The 19,313-nt window shown below is 54.0% G+C and carries 14 protein-coding genes and 1 tRNA gene; 7 read left to right on the top strand and 8 right to left on the bottom strand.

The window, feature by feature from the left end:
• Window positions 1-88 precede the first annotated feature (88 nt).
• The 4 genes from hisS (at window position 89) to U5L07_15855 (ending at window position 4,890) form a co-directional block, all read left to right on the top strand.
• The gene (hisS, locus tag U5L07_15870; protein MDZ7833227.1) at window positions 89-1,351 is read left to right on the top strand and encodes a histidine--tRNA ligase; all 1,263 of its coding nucleotides are present in this window, start codon (window positions 89-91) and stop codon (window positions 1,349-1,351) included.
• A 26-nt stretch (window positions 1,352-1,377) separates the two neighbouring features.
• Window positions 1,378-3,159, top strand: coding sequence for an aspartate--tRNA ligase (aspS, locus tag U5L07_15865; protein ID MDZ7833226.1), 1,782 nt, complete (start codon window positions 1,378-1,380; stop codon window positions 3,157-3,159).
• 88 nt (window positions 3,160-3,247) lie between these two features.
• Window positions 3,248-3,323 (top strand) — tRNA-Asn (locus U5L07_15860).
• A gap of 412 nt (window positions 3,324-3,735) precedes the next feature.
• Window positions 3,736-4,890, top strand: a complete 1,155-nt coding sequence (locus U5L07_15855) for a hypothetical protein (GenBank protein MDZ7833225.1) — start codon at window positions 3,736-3,738, stop codon at window positions 4,888-4,890.
• A gap of 330 nt (window positions 4,891-5,220) precedes the next feature.
• Here U5L07_15855 and U5L07_15850 read toward each other — a convergent pair whose 3' ends face one another.
• From U5L07_15850 to U5L07_15835, 4 genes are all read right to left on the bottom strand, one after another.
• Window positions 5,221-5,733 (bottom strand): MauE/DoxX family redox-associated membrane protein, encoded by a 513-nt coding sequence (locus U5L07_15850; protein MDZ7833224.1) that lies wholly within the window; start codon window positions 5,731-5,733, stop codon window positions 5,221-5,223.
• Entirely contained in the window at window positions 5,660-6,646 is a 987-nt protein-coding gene (locus U5L07_15845; GenBank protein MDZ7833223.1) for a cation diffusion facilitator family transporter, read from the bottom strand. The genes U5L07_15850 and U5L07_15845 overlap by 74 nt, the downstream gene beginning before the upstream one ends.
• 11 nt (window positions 6,647-6,657) lie before the next feature.
• A complete protein-coding gene (locus U5L07_15840) occupies window positions 6,658-7,134 on the bottom strand; it encodes a rhodanese-like domain-containing protein (GenBank protein MDZ7833222.1) in 477 nt (158 codons plus the stop codon).
• Window positions 7,135-7,268: 134 nt separating this feature from the next.
• Complete coding sequence (locus U5L07_15835) at window positions 7,269-7,760, bottom strand: four helix bundle protein (protein MDZ7833221.1); 492 nt, start codon at window positions 7,758-7,760, stop codon at window positions 7,269-7,271.
• A gap of 182 nt (window positions 7,761-7,942) precedes the next feature.
• Between U5L07_15835 and mtnA the strand changes: the two genes are divergently transcribed.
• The 3 genes from mtnA to U5L07_15820 all read left to right on the top strand — a co-directional run bounded on the left by mtnA (window position 7,943) and on the right by U5L07_15820 (window position 11,341).
• Window positions 7,943-9,031, top strand: a complete 1,089-nt coding sequence (gene mtnA, locus U5L07_15830) for an S-methyl-5-thioribose-1-phosphate isomerase (GenBank protein ID MDZ7833220.1) — start codon at window positions 7,943-7,945, stop codon at window positions 9,029-9,031.
• 266 nt (window positions 9,032-9,297) lie between these two features.
• On the top strand, window positions 9,298-9,786 hold the full coding sequence (locus U5L07_15825; GenBank protein ID MDZ7833219.1) for an Lrp/AsnC family transcriptional regulator: 489 nt from the start codon (window positions 9,298-9,300) through the stop codon (window positions 9,784-9,786).
• A gap of 226 nt (window positions 9,787-10,012) precedes the next feature.
• Complete coding sequence (locus tag U5L07_15820; protein MDZ7833218.1) at window positions 10,013-11,341, top strand: radical SAM protein; 1,329 nt, start codon at window positions 10,013-10,015, stop codon at window positions 11,339-11,341.
• 289 nt (window positions 11,342-11,630) lie between these two features.
• On the opposite strand, the gene tkt is transcribed toward U5L07_15820, so the two are convergent.
• The 4 genes from tkt to U5L07_15800 all read right to left on the bottom strand — a co-directional run bounded on the left by tkt (window position 11,631) and on the right by U5L07_15800 (window position 19,196).
• Window positions 11,631-13,655 carry a transketolase gene (gene tkt / locus U5L07_15815; GenBank protein ID MDZ7833217.1) on the bottom strand — a complete coding sequence of 675 codons (2,025 nt, stop codon included), beginning with the start codon at window positions 13,653-13,655 and terminating at the stop codon, window positions 11,631-11,633.
• Between the two features lie 23 nt (window positions 13,656-13,678).
• Window positions 13,679-14,548: a radical SAM protein gene (locus U5L07_15810; protein ID MDZ7833216.1), complete on the bottom strand. Its 870-nt coding sequence runs from the start codon at window positions 14,546-14,548 to the stop codon at window positions 13,679-13,681.
• A 270-nt stretch (window positions 14,549-14,818) separates the two neighbouring features.
• Window positions 14,819-16,480, bottom strand: coding sequence for a long-chain-fatty-acid--CoA ligase (locus U5L07_15805; GenBank protein ID MDZ7833215.1), 1,662 nt, complete (start codon window positions 16,478-16,480; stop codon window positions 14,819-14,821).
• A gap of 190 nt (window positions 16,481-16,670) precedes the next feature.
• On the bottom strand, window positions 16,671-19,196 hold the full coding sequence (locus U5L07_15800; protein ID MDZ7833214.1) for a C25 family cysteine peptidase: 2,526 nt from the start codon (window positions 19,194-19,196) through the stop codon (window positions 16,671-16,673).
• Window positions 19,197-19,313 lie beyond the last annotated feature (117 nt).

Here is a 19,313-nt window from a genome sequence, read left to right as displayed (position 1 = left end):
CCGAAACTATAATTTAGGTTAAATATTAATAAAGATTAATTTTTTTTGCAATCCGAAATACGCATGGCGGATTGACCGGCAAGCAGTTATGATTCAGTTAATTCGAGGCTTTAAAGATATTCTGCCAAGCGAAGTCGAGCTGTGGAAGCATATCGAGGAAACCGCGATCATGCTTTTTGAAGCCTTCGGCTTCCGGCAGATACGGGTGCCGATTCTTGAAAAGACGGAGCTTTTCCAGCGCAGTATCGGCGAGCACACCGATATTGTGGAAAAGGAGATGTATACCTTTCCGTCAAGCAAGGGCGAACTCCTCACCCTGCGGCCCGAAGCCACCGCCTCGGTGGTGCGCGCCTACATCCAGCAGCGGATGTATGCCAGGGATCCCATCCAAAAGCTTTATACGATCGGCCCGATGTTTCGCAAGGAGCGGCCGCAAAAGGGGCGGTACCGTCAATTTTATCAGATAAACGCCGAGGTGTTCGGCATTGAGGCGCCCTATATCGATGCGCAGCTGATTTATATGCTGACGGTGTTTTTCCAGCGCATTCATATTACGGGTCTGGAAGTCCACTTGAATTCCCTGGGATGCCCTGCCTGCCGGCCGGCATTCAAACAGGCGCTCTCTGAAATGCTCACCGCCAGCAGCGAAGCCCTGTGCAGCGACTGCCTGCGGCGAAAAGATACCAACCCCTTACGCGTGCTGGACTGCAAAGTGCCGGGATGCCGGGCGGTGGTGGAAAATGCCCCGGCCATTACCGATTACCTGTGCGATGATTGCGCCCGACATTTTGATACCGTAAAGGCGGCACTTGACCAAATGGCGGTTCCCTATGTGCTTGCCCCCCGATTGGTCCGGGGTCTGGATTACTATACGCGTACCGCCTTTGAAATACAGACCGCTGAGCTGGGGGCCCAGAATGCGGTGGCCGGCGGCGGCCGGTACGATCATCTCGTTGAGGTCCTGGGCGGGCCGGGCCAGCCGGCCATTGGCTTTGCCATTGGCCTGGATCGGCTGGTGGATCTGGTCTTGAGCAAGACATCCGTCTCCGAGCTCCCGCCGGATATCTTTATCGCAGCCATGGGGGCGGCGGCGCAGGAAAAGGCATTTGAGTGGTCGTGCGAACTCGGGCGCGAGGGCATTAAAACCGAGATCGATTTTTCGGATCGGAGCCTGAAAGCCCTGATGAAGCGGGCCAACCGCATGAGCGCCGGATATGTGCTTATGGTCGGGGATCAGGAGCTTAAACAGGGCCGCGTTGTTTTACGGAATATGCGGAGCAAAGAGCAGACCGAAATCGGGATCAGCGGAATTTTATCCGGCATATTATCTGTTTTAACACCTAATACCTAACACCTAATAAATAAAGGAGAAGTCGCGTGACTGATAAGCTGGGCGATATGCGACGGACGCACCACTGTAATCAGCTTGGCGCTGAAGATATTGGCAGCGAAGTGGTTCTGATGGGCTGGGTTCAGCGAAGAAGGGACCATGGCGGGGTCATTTTTATTGATTTGCGGGATCGCGAGGGGATCACCCAGATTGTTTTCAATCCGGAGCGCGAGTTCGCGGCGCATGAAAAGGCCCATGACTTGAGAAATGAATATGTGCTGGGCGTCCGCGGCACGGTTGAGGCAAGGCCCGAGGGGATGGCCAATCCGGATCTTAAAACCGGCGCGATTGAGGTGATTGTCCATGAGTTAAAAATTTTGAATAAGGCCCAGACCCCGCCGTTTATGGTCGAGGATAATATCGATGCCTCTGAGAGCGTGCGCCTGCAGAGCCGTCATATTGACCTGCGCCGGCCCAGGCTGCAGAAAAATCTCATGATGCGGCACAAGGCGGCCGCAGCGGCAAGGAATTTTTTAAACGATGCGGGATTTTTAGATATTGAAACCCCGGTACTCACCCGGAGTACGCCTGAAGGGGCACGGGACTTTCTGGTGCCGAGCCGGCTCCACCCGGGCAGTTTTTATGCCCTGCCCCAGTCGCCCCAGTTATTTAAACAGCTGCTTATGATTTCCGGCTATGACCGGTATTATCAAATCGTCCGCTGCTTCCGGGACGAGGATCTGCGGGCGGACCGGCAGCCCGAGTTCACCCAGATCGACATGGAGATGTCCTTTGTGGGGGAAGAGGATGTGATGCAGTTGTCTGAAGGCATGATGGCCGCCATTTTTGAGGCGGTTCTGGGAAAGCGGCCGGAACTTCCCTTTCACCGGATGACCTATGCGGAAGCTCTGGACCGGTACGGGCTGGACAAGCCGGATCTGCGCTTCGGCCTGGAACTGGTCGATATATCAGATATTGTCGCGGGCTCCGGCTTTAAGGTGTTTGCCGATGCCGTCAAAAAAGGCGGCATGGTAAAGGCCTTGAATGTAAAAGGGGGCGGGACCTTTACCCGCAAGGAAATCGATGATCTGACCGAGTTCGTAAAGGTTTACCGGGCCAAGGGGCTGGCCTACGTCAAGGTCAAGGGAGACGAATGGCAGTCGCCCATTACCAAATTTTTCACCGATGACGAGCGCCGGCAGATGGCTGAACGCATCAACATGGAGCCCGGGGATCTGGTGTTTTTCGGGGCGGACCAGGCCAAAATCGTCAATGAATCCCTGGGCCATCTGCGAAACCATTTGGCCAAAAAACTGGGGCTGATTGATGAGCAGGCGTATGAATTCGTCTGGATCACGCATTTTCCCATGCTGGAATACGATGAAGCGGAAAAACGCTACCAGGCCATGCATCATCCCTTCACCTCGCCGGTGGAGGAAGATTACGGCAAGCTTGAAAGCGATCCCACACAGGTTCGCTCCCGTGCCTATGATCTGGTGCTAAACGGCTCGGAAATCGGCGGGGGAAGCATCCGTATCCATCAAAAGGATCTGCAGGTCAAGGTCATGGAAGCACTCGGCATGGATGAATCGGAATACACCGAGAAATTCGGCTTCCTCCTCTCCGCCCTGGATGCGGGCGCCCCGCCCCACGGGGGCATCGCCTTCGGCTTTGACCGGCTGGTGACCATTTTGTGCGGCGCCACCTCGATCCGCGAGGTCATTGCCTTCCCCAAGACTCAGAAGGGGTCCTGTTTATTGACCAATGCCCCCTCGGATGCCAGCCAGGCGCAGCTTGATGAACTGGGCCTAAAGGTGAGTCTGGATTAGAAAGAAAGGACTTTTGGCGGAGCCCTCAAATTTTTCTTGACAAAAAATCCCACAAACAGTTAAAAGGCATTTTTAACTTAACACATATTCCCCAGTAGCTCAGCAGGCAGAGCAGGTGGCTGTTAACCACCGCGTCCGTGGTTCGAATCCGCGCTGGGGAGCCAAAATATAGAAGGCCCTGTCTAATTTAGGCAGGGCTTTTTTAATTGGAGCTTCCCAACGGGGTACCCAAGAATTAAAGGGAGGCTGCGTCATGAGATCAGAACTTATTAGGACAAGCCTTTCCCTTGAGCACCCTACGCGAGATTCGAACAAGAATCGCTAACGCACCTTCCGATCGGAGGCTTCGTGAAGAACTCTTACATTTAAAAAAACTGGGTCTGTTATCTTCTTCCGGTCACGGGAGAGGCGCAACCTGGTCGCTGGTGAGATATGAAGAGGAATAGGGCGATAAATAGGGCGAAAATAAGGCGGCCTCATTCCGCCTTATTAGCATTTGATTCGGGAGAAACGTCTTGACATGAAAAAATATAATCCGATGAGTTGGTTTAAAAATAGATTTGAGAATATGGAAACATGAGCGAATACCAGTATTATGAGTTTCTGGCCATTGACCGGCCGCTGACAGAAAAAGAGATAGCCGAGCTGCGCGTCATTTCGAGCCGGGCGGCGATCACGCCGGTCAGCTTTACCAACGAATACAACTGGGGGGATTTCAAGGGCGATCCGGATAAGTTGATACGGCGCTATTTCGATGCCCACATCTATGTGGCCAACTGGCGGATGGCGGTTTTCATGGTACGATTGCCCATCGAAGCATTGCCTCAGGAAACAGCAAAAGCCATGGCCGTACCTTATGTCTTGGATTTCAAGGCCAACAAAACCCACTGGGTGGTTGAGTGGCGTCTGGAAGAGTCGGAGAATTATGATCGCTTCGACATGGAAGACGGCCGCGGCTGGATGCCGCGCTTGGCTCAGGTGCGGGATGAGTTGCTGCGGGGAGATATCCGCAGCCTTTATATCGGATGGCTGGCCGCCGTAACCGGGGGAATGATGGATGACGATGTGACGGAACCGTTGTCCATTGCTGGTCTGGGAGATTTGACACCAGCCCAGCAAGCTGTGGCGGAATTTCTGGAGGTCGATCCGGACCTGCTGGCAGGTGCCGGTATGGACAGCCCGGCTGCGCAAAGCGAGGACCCTTCGGAAAAGGAGATGGACCAATGGATCGATGACCTGCCCAGCAATGAAGTAAGGTCAATCCTGAGAATGCTTCTGAAAGGCAAAGGGCAGCAGGCCGAAAGATCGATTAAAAACCGTTTCGCAAAATGGCAGCGAAACCTTCAGTCCGGCAAGACGGGTGTGCCTTTGCGTACGATTGGAAAATTACGGGAAAATGCCGAAAAGGCCCGACAAATTCGACTGGAAAAACAAAAGCGCGCCCGACAGCGGCGGGAAATGAAGCGTCGTGAAGAACGGGAGGCTTACCTTAAAGACCTGTCCAAAGATTTTTCCAAGGCTTGGCAGGCGGTTGATGTGAAGGTCGCCCGCGGGTCGGGTCTTGCCTATGATGAGGCCTGCCGCGCGCTTGTCGATCTTTCCGAAGCCTATGCCCTTTACGCAAACAAGCAGCAGTTTCAGGCGGAATTAAAGGAGTTTATGGTCCATCACCGTCGGCGCAAGGCGTTAATTCGACGTCTGGTAAAGGCCGGTATTTGGAAGGACAATTAACCGATAAATCCGAAAGATGCCAAAAATAAAATGGAACTCGACGATTTAGACAAGATGAAAGAGGCGGTTGCTGCCGATGCATAAGGCCAAGAAGAATCAATTATCACAGTGCACTCCTGATATAAAAGTTCTGGATCTGCTTTCCTTTATCCAAAATTTTCCTTGACATCCGATCGGCTTTTTTTTATTAAATGGTCCCTTAAAATTATAGGATCCCGCCTGCTTAAATTGCGGGTTTATATATATATAGCCCTGACGGCCATTTGTTTTTGGCTGTCAGGGCTTTTTTTATGGCCCCACGCAGAAAAGGGGCGAAGCTTTGAGAAATAATTATCGAAGATCCCGGCCCTCTGCCGGAGCGTCTGAACGGGTAAAAACGCGGAAGAGAAGATAGAGAGAGGGAATGAAAATCAGGCCGTCCCGGATTATGGTCCCGGTATTGATGATATCATCCGGCTTCTGCAAAAAGCAGCCGCAGTAGATATCCAGGCCCCGGGCCGTGTTGAAGACAAGGGCGCTGATAAAGGCGATCATCAGCAGATTATAGATAATCAGCGCGCCTTCTAACCAGATCCCCAGGATGATAAATGCCCCGGTAAATAATTCCAGCCATGGCAGGACGATGGCCACCGGATTCACCAGAATGTCCGGCAGGATCTGATAGTTGAAGACGGTTTCGGCAAACGCCCCCGGATCAAAAATTTTGGGGATGGCCGCGTAGATAAAAACGCCGCCGACAAGGAGCCGCAAGCCGACAAACAGCCAGCGATCAAGTTTGGCATGAAAGGGGCCTTTCTCCGATCGGGCGGCGGCTTTCGTCTTTTCGCCGGGGAGCTTCCGCATCTGACATCTCGCAGAGCATGGTGGCATTGCCGCACACGGTGGTTTCAAACTGGAAGATCGGATGGTCGATCCCGAATTGATCGTATAGCTCATGACGGAGTTTTTCCGCAAGGCTTTCGGTTTCACTGATCATTTGATCATCAACGGTGATATGGCAGGTAAAGGCAATGCCGCAGCTGCCCAACGGCCAGGCATGCAGATAATGGGCCGATCGGATGTCCGGACGGTTTTCCAGAAATTCCTGAACCTTTGAAAGGTCCAGTTCCTTGGGCACGGCATTCATGAGAATGGCCACGGATTCCTTGAGGACACTCCAGGCATTTTTCAGGATAAAGGCCGCGATAAGGAGCGATAGCAGGGGATCTAACCAGTACCAGGGCTTAAATAAAAGCACGACGCCGTTTGCGAGCACCACCACGGAGGTCAGAAAATCCCCCAGCATATGAAGAAACGCGCCCCGGACATTTAAGTTGTGGCTGGCATCCCCGTGAAGCACCCAGGCGGAAATGCCGTTACCGACAATGCCGACACCCGCCAGTATGATTACGATGGAACCGGAAACCGCCGCCGGATTAAAAAGCCGATGGATGGCGCCGTAAACAATAAACACCACCGCACATGTCAGAATGATGACATTCAGGAGGGCGCCGATGATTTCAGCCCGCTGGAATCCGAAGGTGTGCCGTTCGGAAACCCCCTTTCGGCCGATCAGATAGGCGATATAGGAGATCAGGATGGCCACGAAATCGCTGAAATTATGCACAGCGTCCGAGATCAGGGCCATGCTGTTGGCATAGAGGCCGCCGATGATCTGGGCCAGCGGAATAATAAAATTAATGGCCAGCGTGATCAAAAGCCGCCCGCCCCGTGTATCCCCGGCTGACTGGTGGGCGTGATGATGCGTTTCTGTCATAAGTTATTTTCTCATCCTTCGGGGTATGCCTGGGGCAGGCCTTTCTCCTGCCAGCGGGACCACCCGTTGTGCAGGGATCTGGCTTTTGTATAGCCCAGTTCTTTTAGAAATTCAGCGAGAAAATCGGAAAGCTCACAGGCTTCTCCGTCACAATAGGTGATAACGGGCGTATCCATTGGGATGTCCTGAAAAATTTCAAAACACATTTCTTCCGCGCGGGCCCAGGGGAGATTGCGCGCCCCTCTGATATGCCCGGACTGGTAGGCGGATTCCGGCCGGGCGTCGATGAACACGGCCTCATCCTGTTTATAAAGCCTTGCCGCTTTTTCCAGGGAAATCCGCATCGGATCGCTCGTTGCCGCATCCGCCTGGGATTCGGGTTCCCATTGGCAGTACACCATGATGCCGCTTTCGCGTACGGCATTGACGCCGAATCCGGTAATGGCCGCAATACAGATGATGGCGGCGATTTGGCTGATAATTTTCATGAATGCGTCCATATTATTAAATTTTAACATCAAAAAAGGATATAATTAAACCGTTTAATCGTATTTTCTGTCAAGACAAAACCCACGGCTAATTTGTTCTAACCGCAAAATCCATACCCCCGGTCCTGTTAAAGCTAAGGTTGGGATTCGTTTTCCTCGGGATCGAAATCGCTATCGGGATCGAAATCGATGCTGTAGACTTCCTGATCCTCTCGAACTTGGTATCCTCTTCCGCCGAGACGGCTGAGCATCGCGGCCATACGGTCGAGTTCATCCTTGTGGTTCCGGCTTTCCATCTTGTCCAGCGCCTTGCCGACAACCAGCACATCTTGAATCGCCGCGCACTCAAGCGCGGAGCCACGAGCGATTTCGAAATAACGCCTTCGGTCGGCTTCCGCGGTCTTGCCATTACCTTCGGCGATATTGAGCGGTATCGACTGGCTGGCCCGAAGCCATTGATCCCGGGCGGGCCGATGAACTCCGTTCAGGCTGTCGGCCTTCTTGTAAACCCATGCAACGTAGCCTATTGAAAGGCGATAGACGTCCAGTTTTTCGTGTCCAAGGGTCATATTCTTTTCGATCCCGATCCCGATAGCGATAGCGATTTCGATTTGGATACAGAACAAATTAGCCCTGAGACAAAACCTTAACTTAACATGATTCGGGTTTTTGTTTTTCACGGAAAGATTGTTGACGATTTCCGGATGAGGCTATAACCTAAAAATCGCTCAATTCAGGTATAAAAAAGGATATTTCATTTCCAGCCGTTCGGATCTGTGCGGCAGGGTGATCATAGGGGTGTATCAATATGAACGAATGCACAATGCGGCCCATATGGCGGGATGAGGAACTGGATTGCGTCCGGGTGATCGATCAGCGTCGGCTTCCGCATCATCTGGAAATTCTGGAATTAAACGCCTTGGATGATGCCGTATACGCCATCAGGGAGCTGGTCGTGCGCGGGGCCCCGCTGATCGGTGTGACCGGGGCTTACGCGGTATTTGTGGCCCTTAAAAACGCGGGCAGCGCCGGAACGGATGATGATTCCGTCCGTGGCGCGGCGGCGCGGATCAAGGCCGCCCGGCCCACGGCGGTGAATCTTTCCTGGGCGGTGGATCGCACGCTTAAAAAGGTGCTGGCCCATTCAGACAGTTCCGCCCGAATCGATGCCGCCCGCAGCGAAGCCGCCGCCATTGCCGAAGAAGAGGTGGAAAACTCCCGGGCCATCGGCCGCCACGGCCTGACCCTGATTGCGCCGATCGCCCGCCAAAAATCCGGGGAACCTGTCAATATCCTGACCCACTGCAATGCCGGAAGTCTTGCCTGCATTGAATACGGCACGGCCACCGCGCCGATTTATGAAGCGTTTAACCAGGGGATAAACGTCCATGTATGGGTGGATGAAACCCGGCCGCTTAATCAGGGGGCGCGGCTTACCGCATGGGAGCTGGGCCGTCAGGGGGTCCCCCATACCGTAATTACAGATAATGCGGGCGGTCATTTGATGCAGCATGGGTTGGTAGATATGGTGATTGTGGGAACCGACCGGACCACGCACACCGGCGATGTGGCCAACAAGATCGGCACCTACTTAAAGGCGCTGGCCGCAAAAGACAATGATGTTCCGTTTTATGTGGCGCTTCCATCCTCCACTTTTGACTGGACCATCCGGGACGGCGTGGCGGATATCCCGATAGAGGCGCGCGATCCGGATGAGGTCCGCTACATGCCGGGTTTTACGGGGGATAAAGATTATCTCCTGGTGCCGGAGAACAGCCCGGCCGCCAACTATGCCTTTGATGTCACCCCGGCCCGCCTGGTGACGGCCTTTATCACTGAGCGGGGGATCTGTGAGGCAAATGAGACAGATATCCGCCGTCTCTTCCCGGACCGGTAACCGCACGGTGAATTTGTTCTGGCGAACAACCCCATAACCATGGGGTTGTTCGCATGTAAGGTCGGCACGGTGGCCGACCCTACAAAATGTCGGCATTGTCGCGTAGGGCGGGCCACTGTGCCCGCCTGAAAAATAGATAGAACAAATTTCCCGGACCGGTAACCGCTTTCTTTTGCCCTGGAAATAACACCATTCATTTGATAAACTAGTTATTTGCATAGAGGTATACCACACACCCTAAACCCTAAACCTTAAACCTTATACAAATGCCCAACGATCTGGAAAAAAAAGTAATCGCCGCCCTGCAGGGCGATATCCCGGTATCCCCGCGGCCCTATCTGGAAATTGCCGAAATGATCGGTGTTGATGAAGAAACCGTGCTGTCGGTAGTGAAAGACCTCTATCACCGGGGGGTGATCCGGCGCTTCGGGGCAACGCTGCGCCACCAGAAATCCGGATACAATGCCAATGCCATGGTGGCCTGGCAGGTGGATGAGTCCTTAATTGATGCGGTGGGCGAGCAGATTGCCGGCTATGATGCGGTCACGCATTGCTACCGCCGTGATCCGGCACCGGACTGGCCGTATAACCTGTACACCATGGTCCACGCCCGGGATGAGGCCGGATGCCGGGAGATCGCCCGAAAAATATCCGAGGATACCGGTATTTCTGAATATACCATGCTGTTTAGCCGCCGGGAGCTCAAAAAGACCTCTATGCAGTACTTTGACAATGAATTCGACGACCTTTCCTGATGGCAAAGCAAAAAGCGGTTTGTGCCACTGCTGTAGTAGTATTTATTTTTGTAGGAATTAACTCAAAAAAGCATTTAAAATCCGTCCATACTGTCATTTCGAGCGAGAGCGAGAAATCTTGAACAATCAAGATTCCTCGTCGCTGGCGCTCCTCAGAATGACAGCGGCGTAACATTTTGGCATTGCTATATATATTATTGAGCCCCTCGAAAGAAGCGGATTGTTCTTGGCCCCCCATATTCTGCTCATAAACCCCTGGATTCATGATTTTGCCGCCTATGACGTGTGGGCCAAGCCCTTTGGCCTGCTTCAGCTGGCCGGAATCCTGAGAGCCCATGGATTCCGGGTCTCCTACCTGGACTGCCTGGACCGGTTTCACCCGCGGGAAAAGCCGGCCGACCCGGCTGCCAGAAACGGCCGCGGCCCCTATCGCAAGGAACGGATTGCAAAGCCCGCCGGCTTATCAGATGTGCCCCGGTATTTCTCCAGATACGGCATTCGGCCGGAATGGTTTCGCGAGGATCTGGCGCAAACCGCAAGACCGGATCTGATCCTTGTGACGAGTCTTATGACCTACTGGTATACCGGCGTGGCGGAAACCATCGCCTATGTCCGCTCGGTTTTTCCGGATGTGCCGATTCTTTTGGGCGGCATATATGCCACCCTGTGCCCGGATCATGCCAGTCAGGCCACCGGCGCGGATGCGGTTTTTGAGGGGGGAAAAGCGGATCAGATCCTGGATATCGTTCAAACCTATACCGGCGGTGCTGCGGTCTCACAGAATTTTGACCCGCATGATCCGGATACCTATCCCTGGCCTGCGTTCGATCTTCAGCACAGAATCGGCTATATCCCGCTTTTGACAAGCCTGGGATGCCCCTATGCCTGCGATTACTGCGCCTCAAAAATCTTGCAGCCCCGGCGGATGGTCCGGACACCGGCCCATGTCGTCGAAGAGATCCGGTACTGGCATGATAAATGCGGGGTGAAAAATTTCGTGTTCTATGATGACGCGCTGCTGGTGAATTCGGAAAAGCACGCCAGGCCTTTGTTTGAGCAGATCATCAGCGCCGGATTGGATATCAGATTTCACACGCCCAATGCGGTGCATATTCGGGAAATTACCAGAGAAACGGCACAATTAATGGCTTCGGCCGGGTTTGCAACGCTTCGGCTGGGCCTTGAAACCCTGGATTTTAACGAGCGCCGCATGGATCACAAGGTCAAAAAAGAGGAGTTTCTTCAGGCGGCTGCCTATTTGACGGAAGCCGGGTTTAATGCCAGTCAGGTGGGCGCCTATTTGCTTGTCGGATTGCCAGAGCAGGAATTGACGGCTGTGGCAGAGGCCATCCGCATGGTCAGGCAGACCGGGATCACTCCGATTCTCGCCTATTACAGCCCGATCCCCAAGACCGCCATGTGGCCGGCAGCCGTGAAGGCGGCCCGCTATGATCTGGCGGCTGACCCCATATATACCAACAACGCAATTTTCCCCTGCCAGCCGGCCTTTGACTGGCAGGAATTGTCCCGGCTTAAAAGATTGATCGCTTCCTGAAAAGTGATTTTTGTCGTCACTACGCCATTTCTTGCAGAAAGTAACTCAAAAAAGGCGGTCAAAGTCAGTCCATACTGTCATTTCGAGCGAGAGCGAGAAATCTTTTATAAATAAGCATAAATAAGATTCCTCGTCACTATCGTTCCTCGGAATGACAACAGCAGAACGCTCCGGAATAACATGATATATTGTTGAGTGGGTTGGAGGTACCCCAGCGGACTGCCGCTTGGAACCTATACTGACACCTGAACACTGAACCCTACATCTTAAATCCTATAAACCTTGTCACTTACTTTTTCAAAAGCCCAAGGGCGGTTTCCACAATATTTTCGGTCGTAAACCCGAACTTTTCCATCATCACCGGCCCCGGCGCGGATGCGCCAAACCGGTGCATGCCGATCATTTTACCGTTCATGCCGATGTAGCGCTCCCATCCCATGGGAATGCCCGCTTCCACCGCAATGCGGGAGGTCACTTCCGGCGGCAGCACCTGGTCCTGATATTGCTTTGGCATCCGGTCAAAAAGCTCCCAGCTCGGCATGCTCACCACACGTGCGGCAATGTTTTGCTTTGCCAGTTCCGTCTTGGCTTCCATGCAGAGATAAACCTCGGAGCCGGTGCCGATCAGGATGAGATCCGGGGTGTTCTCGGTATCCGCCAGAATGTAGGCGCCGTTTTTGAGCTCGTCCGCCGGGGCATACGTATTCCGGTCGATAATCGGCAGTTTCTGCCGGCTGAGAATTAGCGCCACCGGCGCATCATCGCTCATAATGGCGCATCGCCAGGCGGCTGCGGTTTCATTGGCATCCGCCGGCCGGATCACCGTCAGATTCGGGATCGCCCGCAGCGAGGCCAGGTGCTCCACCGGCTGATGGGTGGGGCCGTCCTCGCCCACGGAGATGCTGTCATGGGTGAATATATAGATCACCGGCTGCTTCATCAGCGCCGCCAGGCGAATGGCCGGGCGCATGTAGTCGGCAAATACCAAAAATGTGCCCCCATAGGGGCGAAGGCCGTGGTGCAGGATCATGCCGTTTAAAATCGCGCCCATGGCGTGCTCGCGCACCCCGAACCGGATATTCCGGCCCGTGGGCGTATTTTTTTGAAAATCCGGGGAGCCCTCAATCATTGTTTTATTAGACGGGCCCAGGTCGGCGGAGCCGCCGATCAGCCCCGGAACCTTTTCGGAAATGGCATTGATGATAGCCCCGGAGGCCTTGCGCGTGGCAACATTGCCGTCATCCGGCGAGAAAACCGGTATATCCGCATCCCAGTTTTCAACCAGGCCCCGGTCCTGCATATCCAGAAAGTTTTTGGCAAGTTCCGGAAAATTCTGTTTGTAGGCATTGAACCGATCATTCCATTGGGTTTCCAGCGCTTTTCCGGCCTCCCCCGCCTTTCGGCATTCGGTGAGGACCGGCTCCGGCACACAGAAGGATTGATCCGCCGCACATCCCAGGCACTGCTTGGTAAGCATGACCTCGTCCGCACCTAATGGCGCGCCGTGGGAATCCGCGGAGCCCTGCTTGTTCGGGCTGCCGTAAGCGATATAGGTCCTTAGAATGATCATCGACGGCTTGCCGGTCTCCTTTTTGGCCTCGGCAATGGCCGCATCAATGGCGTCCATATCATTTCCGTCTGAAACCGGGATCACGTGCCAGTTAAACGCCTTAAACCGGGCGGCCAAGTCCTCGGAAAAGGTGATGTCCGTATCCCCTTCAATGGAAATCCCGTTGTCGTCATACAGACAGATCAGTTTGCCAAGCCCCATATGCCCGGCCAGGGAGCCGGCCTCGGAAGAGATGCCCTCCATGAGATCCCCGTCTCCGCACATGACATAGGTGTAATGATCCACAATTTCATTTCCCGGCCGGTTGAACAGGCTTTCCAGGTGCCGTTCGGCCATGGCCATGCCCACGGCATTGGCAAGCCCCTGCCCCAGCGGACCGGTGGTGGTTTCAACGCCCGGTGTGATCCGGTATTCCGGATGTCCGGGGGTAATGCTTTTCCACTGCCTGAACTCCCTGATGTCATCAAGGCTCAAATCATAGCCGAATAAATAAAGAAGGCTGTATAACAGCATGGAGGCATGGCCGGCAGACAGGATAAACCGATCCCGATCATACCAGTCCGGATTTTCGGGATTATGGCGCAGGTGGTTTTTCCAGAGGACATAGGCGGCCGGCGCCATGCCCATTGGCGCGCCCGGATGGCCGGATTTTGCTTTTTCAATGGCATCAATGGAAAGCGTGCGCAGGGTGTTGATGCACAGTGTGTCCATGTCGGTTTGGGTGCCGGTCGGACATTCCTTCATCGGTCAGGCTCCTTTGTATGGTGTTATAACGCTCTTAAAAATTCGGGTTTCAGGGATACCTTGCCGTCAAGCGCGGAATCGATCAACTGGATGGTTTTCTCTTTATCCTCGGGCAGTTTGGCCCGGATGGGCAGGTAGTTGGATGCATGGTTGGCATGGAACAGGCCGTCCGAGAGGTCTGTATGCGCAAACATGGTTCGAAGCTCGGCCAGCATTTCCGCGGCATCGGGCAGTTCAAACCGGCCGGCTTCATAATCATCATGAAGCGGCGTGCCGGGAATCAGCATGAGGCTCAATGCGCCCACGAATTCCGGATCTATGGCAGACAGCACCTTGCCGGTTTCTTTCGCATGTACCTGGGAGTGATCCCGGCCGGCAAGGCCCAGAAGTACGGTGATGGAGAGCTGTATTCCTGCTGCCCGGATTTTTCTGCCCATATCGATCATGGTCTGGGCGGAGGCGCCTTTGCGGATATTTTTAAGCGTCACATCATCGCCGGACTCAAGCCCCAAATAGGCGATTTTTAAGCCGTGCGCCTTAAGCTCCCGGAGCTCTTCATCGGTTTTCATCTTTATGCCCTTGGTGTTGGCATAGGTACCCACGCGCTTGACCCAGGGCAGCTGGGTCTCGATTTCCTTTAAAATTTTGAGCAGCCGCTTCTGCGGCACGATCAGGGCGTCGCCGTCGCAGATAAACAGGCGGTCCTGGTTTTTGCAGTGCTTGGCGGCATAGGCGATGTCCTCCAAGATGACATCGTCGGATTTGATCTTAAACCGTTTGTCCTTGTAAGTGCCGCAGAATGTGCATTTATTATGCGAGCAGCCCACGGTGACCTGCAAGAGAATACTGTTGGCCTCGCTGGGCGGCCGGATAATAAATCCTTCATAGTGCATATGGGTATCTCCTTTGCGGACCGTATAAAAACCGATCCCTCTTTTTAGCTGATTTCCTGATCAATCAATTGGATCAGGATATAAAATCGGAAAGTTAAAAATAAATCCGATTCAACCGGAATTCAAGCAAGCAAGTAAGGTCGGCACGGTGGCCGACCCTACAAAATGTCGGCATTCTCGCGTAGGGCGGGCCACCGTGCCCGCCTGAAAAATAGACAGAAAAATTTACCGTGTCTTTTAGCCCAGGCGATCCAAACGATGCAACCCTTTTTACTTTACATAAAATTCCTTATACTGCTCGCGCACTTCCTTTTTATTCAGCTTGCCCACGCTCGTTTTGGGGATTTCATCCACAAACAACACCCGGTCCGGCAGCTGCCATTTGGCGAATTTATTCAACAGATGCGTTTTGATGTCATCTTCGGTGATTTTATCGGCAAACCCCTCATGAAGGACGACCAGGGCGATCGGCCGCTCCTCCCATTGGGGGTGCGGAAGGCCCGTGACCAACGATTCAAGCACCGCTTCATGGGCGATGATCTCGTTTTCCATGTCCACCGAGGAGATCCATTCGCCCCCGCTTTTGATCACGTCCTTTACCCGGTCGGTAATCTTCAAATACCCCTCCGGATCAATGGTGCCCGCATCTCCGCTTCGCCAGTACCCGTCTTCGGTGAACTGGTCCGCGGTTTCCGGGGCATTGTAATAACTGGCCGTAATCCAGGGCCCCCGGATCAGGACTTCGCCCACGGATTTGCCGTCATGGGGCAGGGCCTCATCCTTTTCATTAACGATTTTAAGATCAACGCCCACCACCGGATAGCCCTGTTTTCGCATGAGATCCCATTTTTCTTCATCGGATATTTCATCCAGGAGCCAGGGCTTGATCCGGTTCAGGGTGACCAGGGGCGAGGTCTCGGTGGCGCCGTAGGCATGGACGATCTCCGCACCGGTGAGGTCATGATAGCCCTTCATCATGGATAGCGGCGGCTCGGAGGCGCCGCAGAGCATCCGGGCGCCGGTCATATCGGGTTTTTGGTCGAGCTTTTTGATGTATTCGAGCATGGGCATGAAAAGCGCGGGCGCGCCGGCCGTAACCGTCACCTTCTCATCCACCAAAAGCTTGGCCAGGCTCCCCAGATCCGCCACATTATACATACCGGGGAGCACGAGCTTGGCGCCGACCAAGGGAATGCCGTAGGGGGTGCCCCAGCCCATGGCATGAAACATGGGCACCAGCTGGTAATAGCAGTCGTGAAAGGAGACCGCCGCATTCACCGAAATGCCCGCGGCATGCAGATAGGTATCCCGGTGGGAATAATAGACGCCCTTGGGCTTGCCCGTGGTGCCCGTGGTGTAACAGGCGCCTGAGGCGGATGTTTCATCCATAACCGGCCATTTGATGTCCGTATCCGCATCCTTCAGCAGTTCCTCGTAGCTGTAGACCGGCGAAAGCTTGGTTTGAATGTCGGACAAATCTTTGTCTGTAAGGATGATGTAGCCTTTGACCGTGGGGCATGAATCCGCCACCGCCTCGGCAATCGGGATCAGGGTTTCATCCACCAGGATAAAACTCGTTTCCGCGTGGTTTATGATATAGCTCAGATCATTGGGCGGCAGCCGGAGGTTCAAGAGAAGCACCACCGCGCCGATGCCGGGCACGCCGTAATAGGCTTCAAAGTGGCGATGGGAGTTCCAGTCCAGCACCCCGATGCGGTCGCCCACCCCTGCGCCCAAACCTTTGAGGGCGTTACCCAGCCGTTTCACCCGTTCATAGGTCTCCTCATAGGTGGTGCGGATAATGCCGGAGTGGGTCTGGGCCACGATTTCCTGCCTGGCGTAGGATTTAACCGCCTGGCGCAGGATGTTGATGACGTTTAACTGATAATCGTTCTGCGAGGTTGATGGAAAGCCCTTGATGATGTCTGCCATGTTTTCTCCCCCCCTTGTCTTTTGGATTGGAAAATGTTGACGGGTCCATACCATCTTAATCTTGCTCTTAATCTAACAAAAATTCGCCCTGGCGGGCTCAAAATGACAGAATGGACGGTTTTTAAATAGCATAGTAGGGCGGATAAGCGCCAGCGCATCCGCCAAATGCCTAACACCTAACACCTAACACCTAAAACCTAACACCTGAAACCGATCCAATAAAACACCCGCCGCCGCCACCCCCGCCATCCGAAGACCCGGCCGCCTGGAATTCGACCCGGATCTCATGGTCATTGGTTACGTCGCTGAATGTGTATTCGGTGATTGCCCCCTGAGAAGCCCCGTCCACGATGACTTCCGCCACTTCATAGCCCTCTTCGGCCTCTATGGTAAACGTTTCATCCGCATTTTCAAACACCGGCACCTCGCCTGAGGGTGAGATACTGCCGCCGATGCCGGCATCAGCCTTAATGGTATAGGCCGCGACCTTTTCCCCCGGATCCCGGAAGATCGCCAGGCGGGTGGCCGGGTCGCCGATCAGGTTAAAAACCGTGAGGATCTTTTCCGTCCCGCCCTGGAAAAAGGTATCGATCTTGGCTTCTGTTGCGGCCGCACCGATAATGTTGGTCTTTTCGGTAAATATGCGGGAAAAGAGGTTTCTCCCGAAATTTTCATGCTCCCACTGAAGGGAGAGCCCGCTCGGCGCATAGCAGGCCACAGCCCCGGCGTCTTTGGCCATGACAAATTCTTCGGCCAGGCTGTAATTAAAGGACTGGCCAAAATAGCCGTTTAAGCAGTTAAGCGCGGTGACAAATGTGGGGCGGTTGAGATTGGAGAGCTGGTTTAAATCGCCGGGGTCCAGGATGGACTCCCCGCCCCCGCCGACAGGTTCCGCCCCCCAGCGGGTCACATCCCCGTGGCCCATAAAGTTGGTAAGCAGCATGCCGGTATCGATCTTTTCCAGAATATCGGAAGTGGCTTGCCTGACGTCCTCGTAGCGCCGGGTGTAAACCCGGTTTTCGCTAAAGCCACCGGGCAGATAGCCGATCAGATCCTCATTGAGGGTCTCGAATATCCGCTCGTCATCATCTGCCACAAAAAGCGCCTGTCTGGGGGAAAAATCGCCGGTTTCATACCGGACGGTTTTGTCGGCAATATTTCGCAGCGTTTCAACCGTATTGCCGGGAATCCGGCCGATATACAGATCCGGAATCGGGTCATCGCCGTCCACCGCGGCATACCAGTTATCCGACGGGGTCAGCCCCAGCTCCGGGGTGGCGCTCAAATGCACCGGCACAATATTTTTTTTGCCGGTGCCGATATAATCGCGGTAATCAATATTGGCATCCCCTGCCAAAAGGACGAACTGCGGGGCCGGCTTCTGCCAGTTGTGATACGCATAATCCAGAAAGTCCCGGATCGCCGCCGGATCGAAGCGGCCGAAGCTGAAGGTATTGTAAATATCTTCAATTGACACGGTTTCCACCCGAAAGCCCTGCCGCCGCCGGAGCTCCGCCAGCTTGGAAAGCCCCGGTGCCAGCTCGGCCGAGGTAATAATAATGTAATCCGCCCCGTTTGAAGCGTTTTTCAGGTCGGTTTTGGGGCGGCGGGTGATTTGGTGCGGGGTTTTTAATGCCGCCGGCGTCAGTGCAATGTAGGTTTTGCCGCCGGATGGATGGGTAAATGCAGCGCTGTACCGGCTGCCGTCCGCCGTCACCGAAATATCGGCCACCCGCCGGGGACCATCAGGCCGCGTGATATCAAAAATCCGGATATTCTCCTGGTTGAATCCGGATAGTTTGACCGGCTCTTCGGTGTCTGTATCCATCTGAAAGGTCAAGCTGCTGCCAGAGGCCTGCAGCCGCCTGGGGTAGGTGATTTCAATCCGGTTGACATAGATCACGTCAATGGTGTTTCCGCTTGATTCAAGGGTTACCGTATTGCGGCCGGGCGAAAGCAGGCCGTCGGGAATTTCAGCGACTTGGGTATAAGCGGTGTTGCCGGTCCAGGTATCCGTGCCAAGGGTTTGCCCGTTCAAGGAAATGGTGGTTTCATGCACCGGCGAGTCCGCGGTTTTGGCCTTTCCTTGTAAGAAAATCCGTAATTTTGCACCGGCCGCGTTTCCGGCCGGGGTCGGGGCAAAAATTTCATAATCAGCCGTTTGCCGACCGGTGAGCTTCTCCCAGAACCAGTAGTCAGCCTCCGGCGCGCCCGGGGTATCCGTCCAGATCTCACGGTTTTCTTCAAAGGTTAAAAGTTCATTGAATTTCGTGAGGGACTTATCTGTGCCCGTAATGGTCCCGTTCACCGAAGAAATTCGTTTACCTTCCGATCCGTTCCAATAAAGCCAATAAACATCCGTGCCGGTAAACTGATTATCAAGGCCCCCGGCATAAAACTCAATCACATCAGAAGGTTGAAGTGAACTGCCGCCGGATGCCGCCACCCGGACGGCCGCTTCCGTATCCAGATGAAACAGGCGCAGGGTTTGCGGGTCGATGTTTGCCGGATCAACCCCGGCATCCGCCAAATCCTGGCCGGTAATCCGGTAGAATCCGCTTTTTTTAATTTCAATTTTTAGGCCGGTCTTGTTAGGGCGGGGGTCCGTTTCTGCGGCATAGGTGATTAACGGCAGCACGAGAAAGAAAATCAGGGTAAAATATATGGCTTTTCGAATTTTTGCCTCCTGGCGGGATTTACTGTTAACGGTGACCATATCTCAGTGGGGTTTCGCTAAATTTATAGCTTGCAAAGCCTTCGCTGCTGTCATTCCGAGCGACAGCGAGGAATCTTTTAATTTTTAAGATTTCTCGTCACTGTCGTTCCTCGAAAT

The sequence above is a fragment of the Desulfobacterales bacterium genome (assembly GCA_034520365.1).
Taxonomy (GTDB): Bacteria; Desulfobacterota; Desulfobacteria; order Desulfobacterales; family Desulfosalsimonadaceae; genus M55B175.
The sequence above is the reverse complement of the archived record's forward strand: the minus strand, read 5'-3'. Positions and strand labels throughout refer to the sequence as shown.

Coding starts and splice junctions, on each gene's coding strand:
- mtnA (MDZ7833220.1), top strand. CDS start 7,943: ATGAACGAATGCACAATGCGGCCCATATGGCGGGATGAGGAACTGGAT.
- U5L07_15800 (MDZ7833214.1), bottom strand. CDS start 19,196: ATGGTCACCGTTAACAGTAAATCCCGCCAGGAGGCAAAAATTCGAAAA.
- hisS (MDZ7833227.1), top strand. CDS start 89: ATGATTCAGTTAATTCGAGGCTTTAAAGATATTCTGCCAAGCGAAGTC.
- U5L07_15845 (MDZ7833223.1), bottom strand. CDS start 6,646: ATGACAGAAACGCATCATCACGCCCACCAGTCAGCCGGGGATACACGG.
- U5L07_15855 (MDZ7833225.1), top strand. CDS start 3,736: ATGAGCGAATACCAGTATTATGAGTTTCTGGCCATTGACCGGCCGCTG.
- tkt (MDZ7833217.1), bottom strand. CDS start 13,655: ATGAAGGAATGTCCGACCGGCACCCAAACCGACATGGACACACTGTGC.
- U5L07_15810 (MDZ7833216.1), bottom strand. CDS start 14,548: ATGCACTATGAAGGATTTATTATCCGGCCGCCCAGCGAGGCCAACAGT.
- U5L07_15840 (MDZ7833222.1), bottom strand. CDS start 7,134: ATGAAAATTATCAGCCAAATCGCCGCCATCATCTGTATTGCGGCCATT.
- U5L07_15825 (MDZ7833219.1), top strand. CDS start 9,298: ATGCCCAACGATCTGGAAAAAAAAGTAATCGCCGCCCTGCAGGGCGAT.
- U5L07_15805 (MDZ7833215.1), bottom strand. CDS start 16,480: ATGGCAGACATCATCAAGGGCTTTCCATCAACCTCGCAGAACGATTAT.
- U5L07_15850 (MDZ7833224.1), bottom strand. CDS start 5,733: ATGCGGAAGCTCCCCGGCGAAAAGACGAAAGCCGCCGCCCGATCGGAG.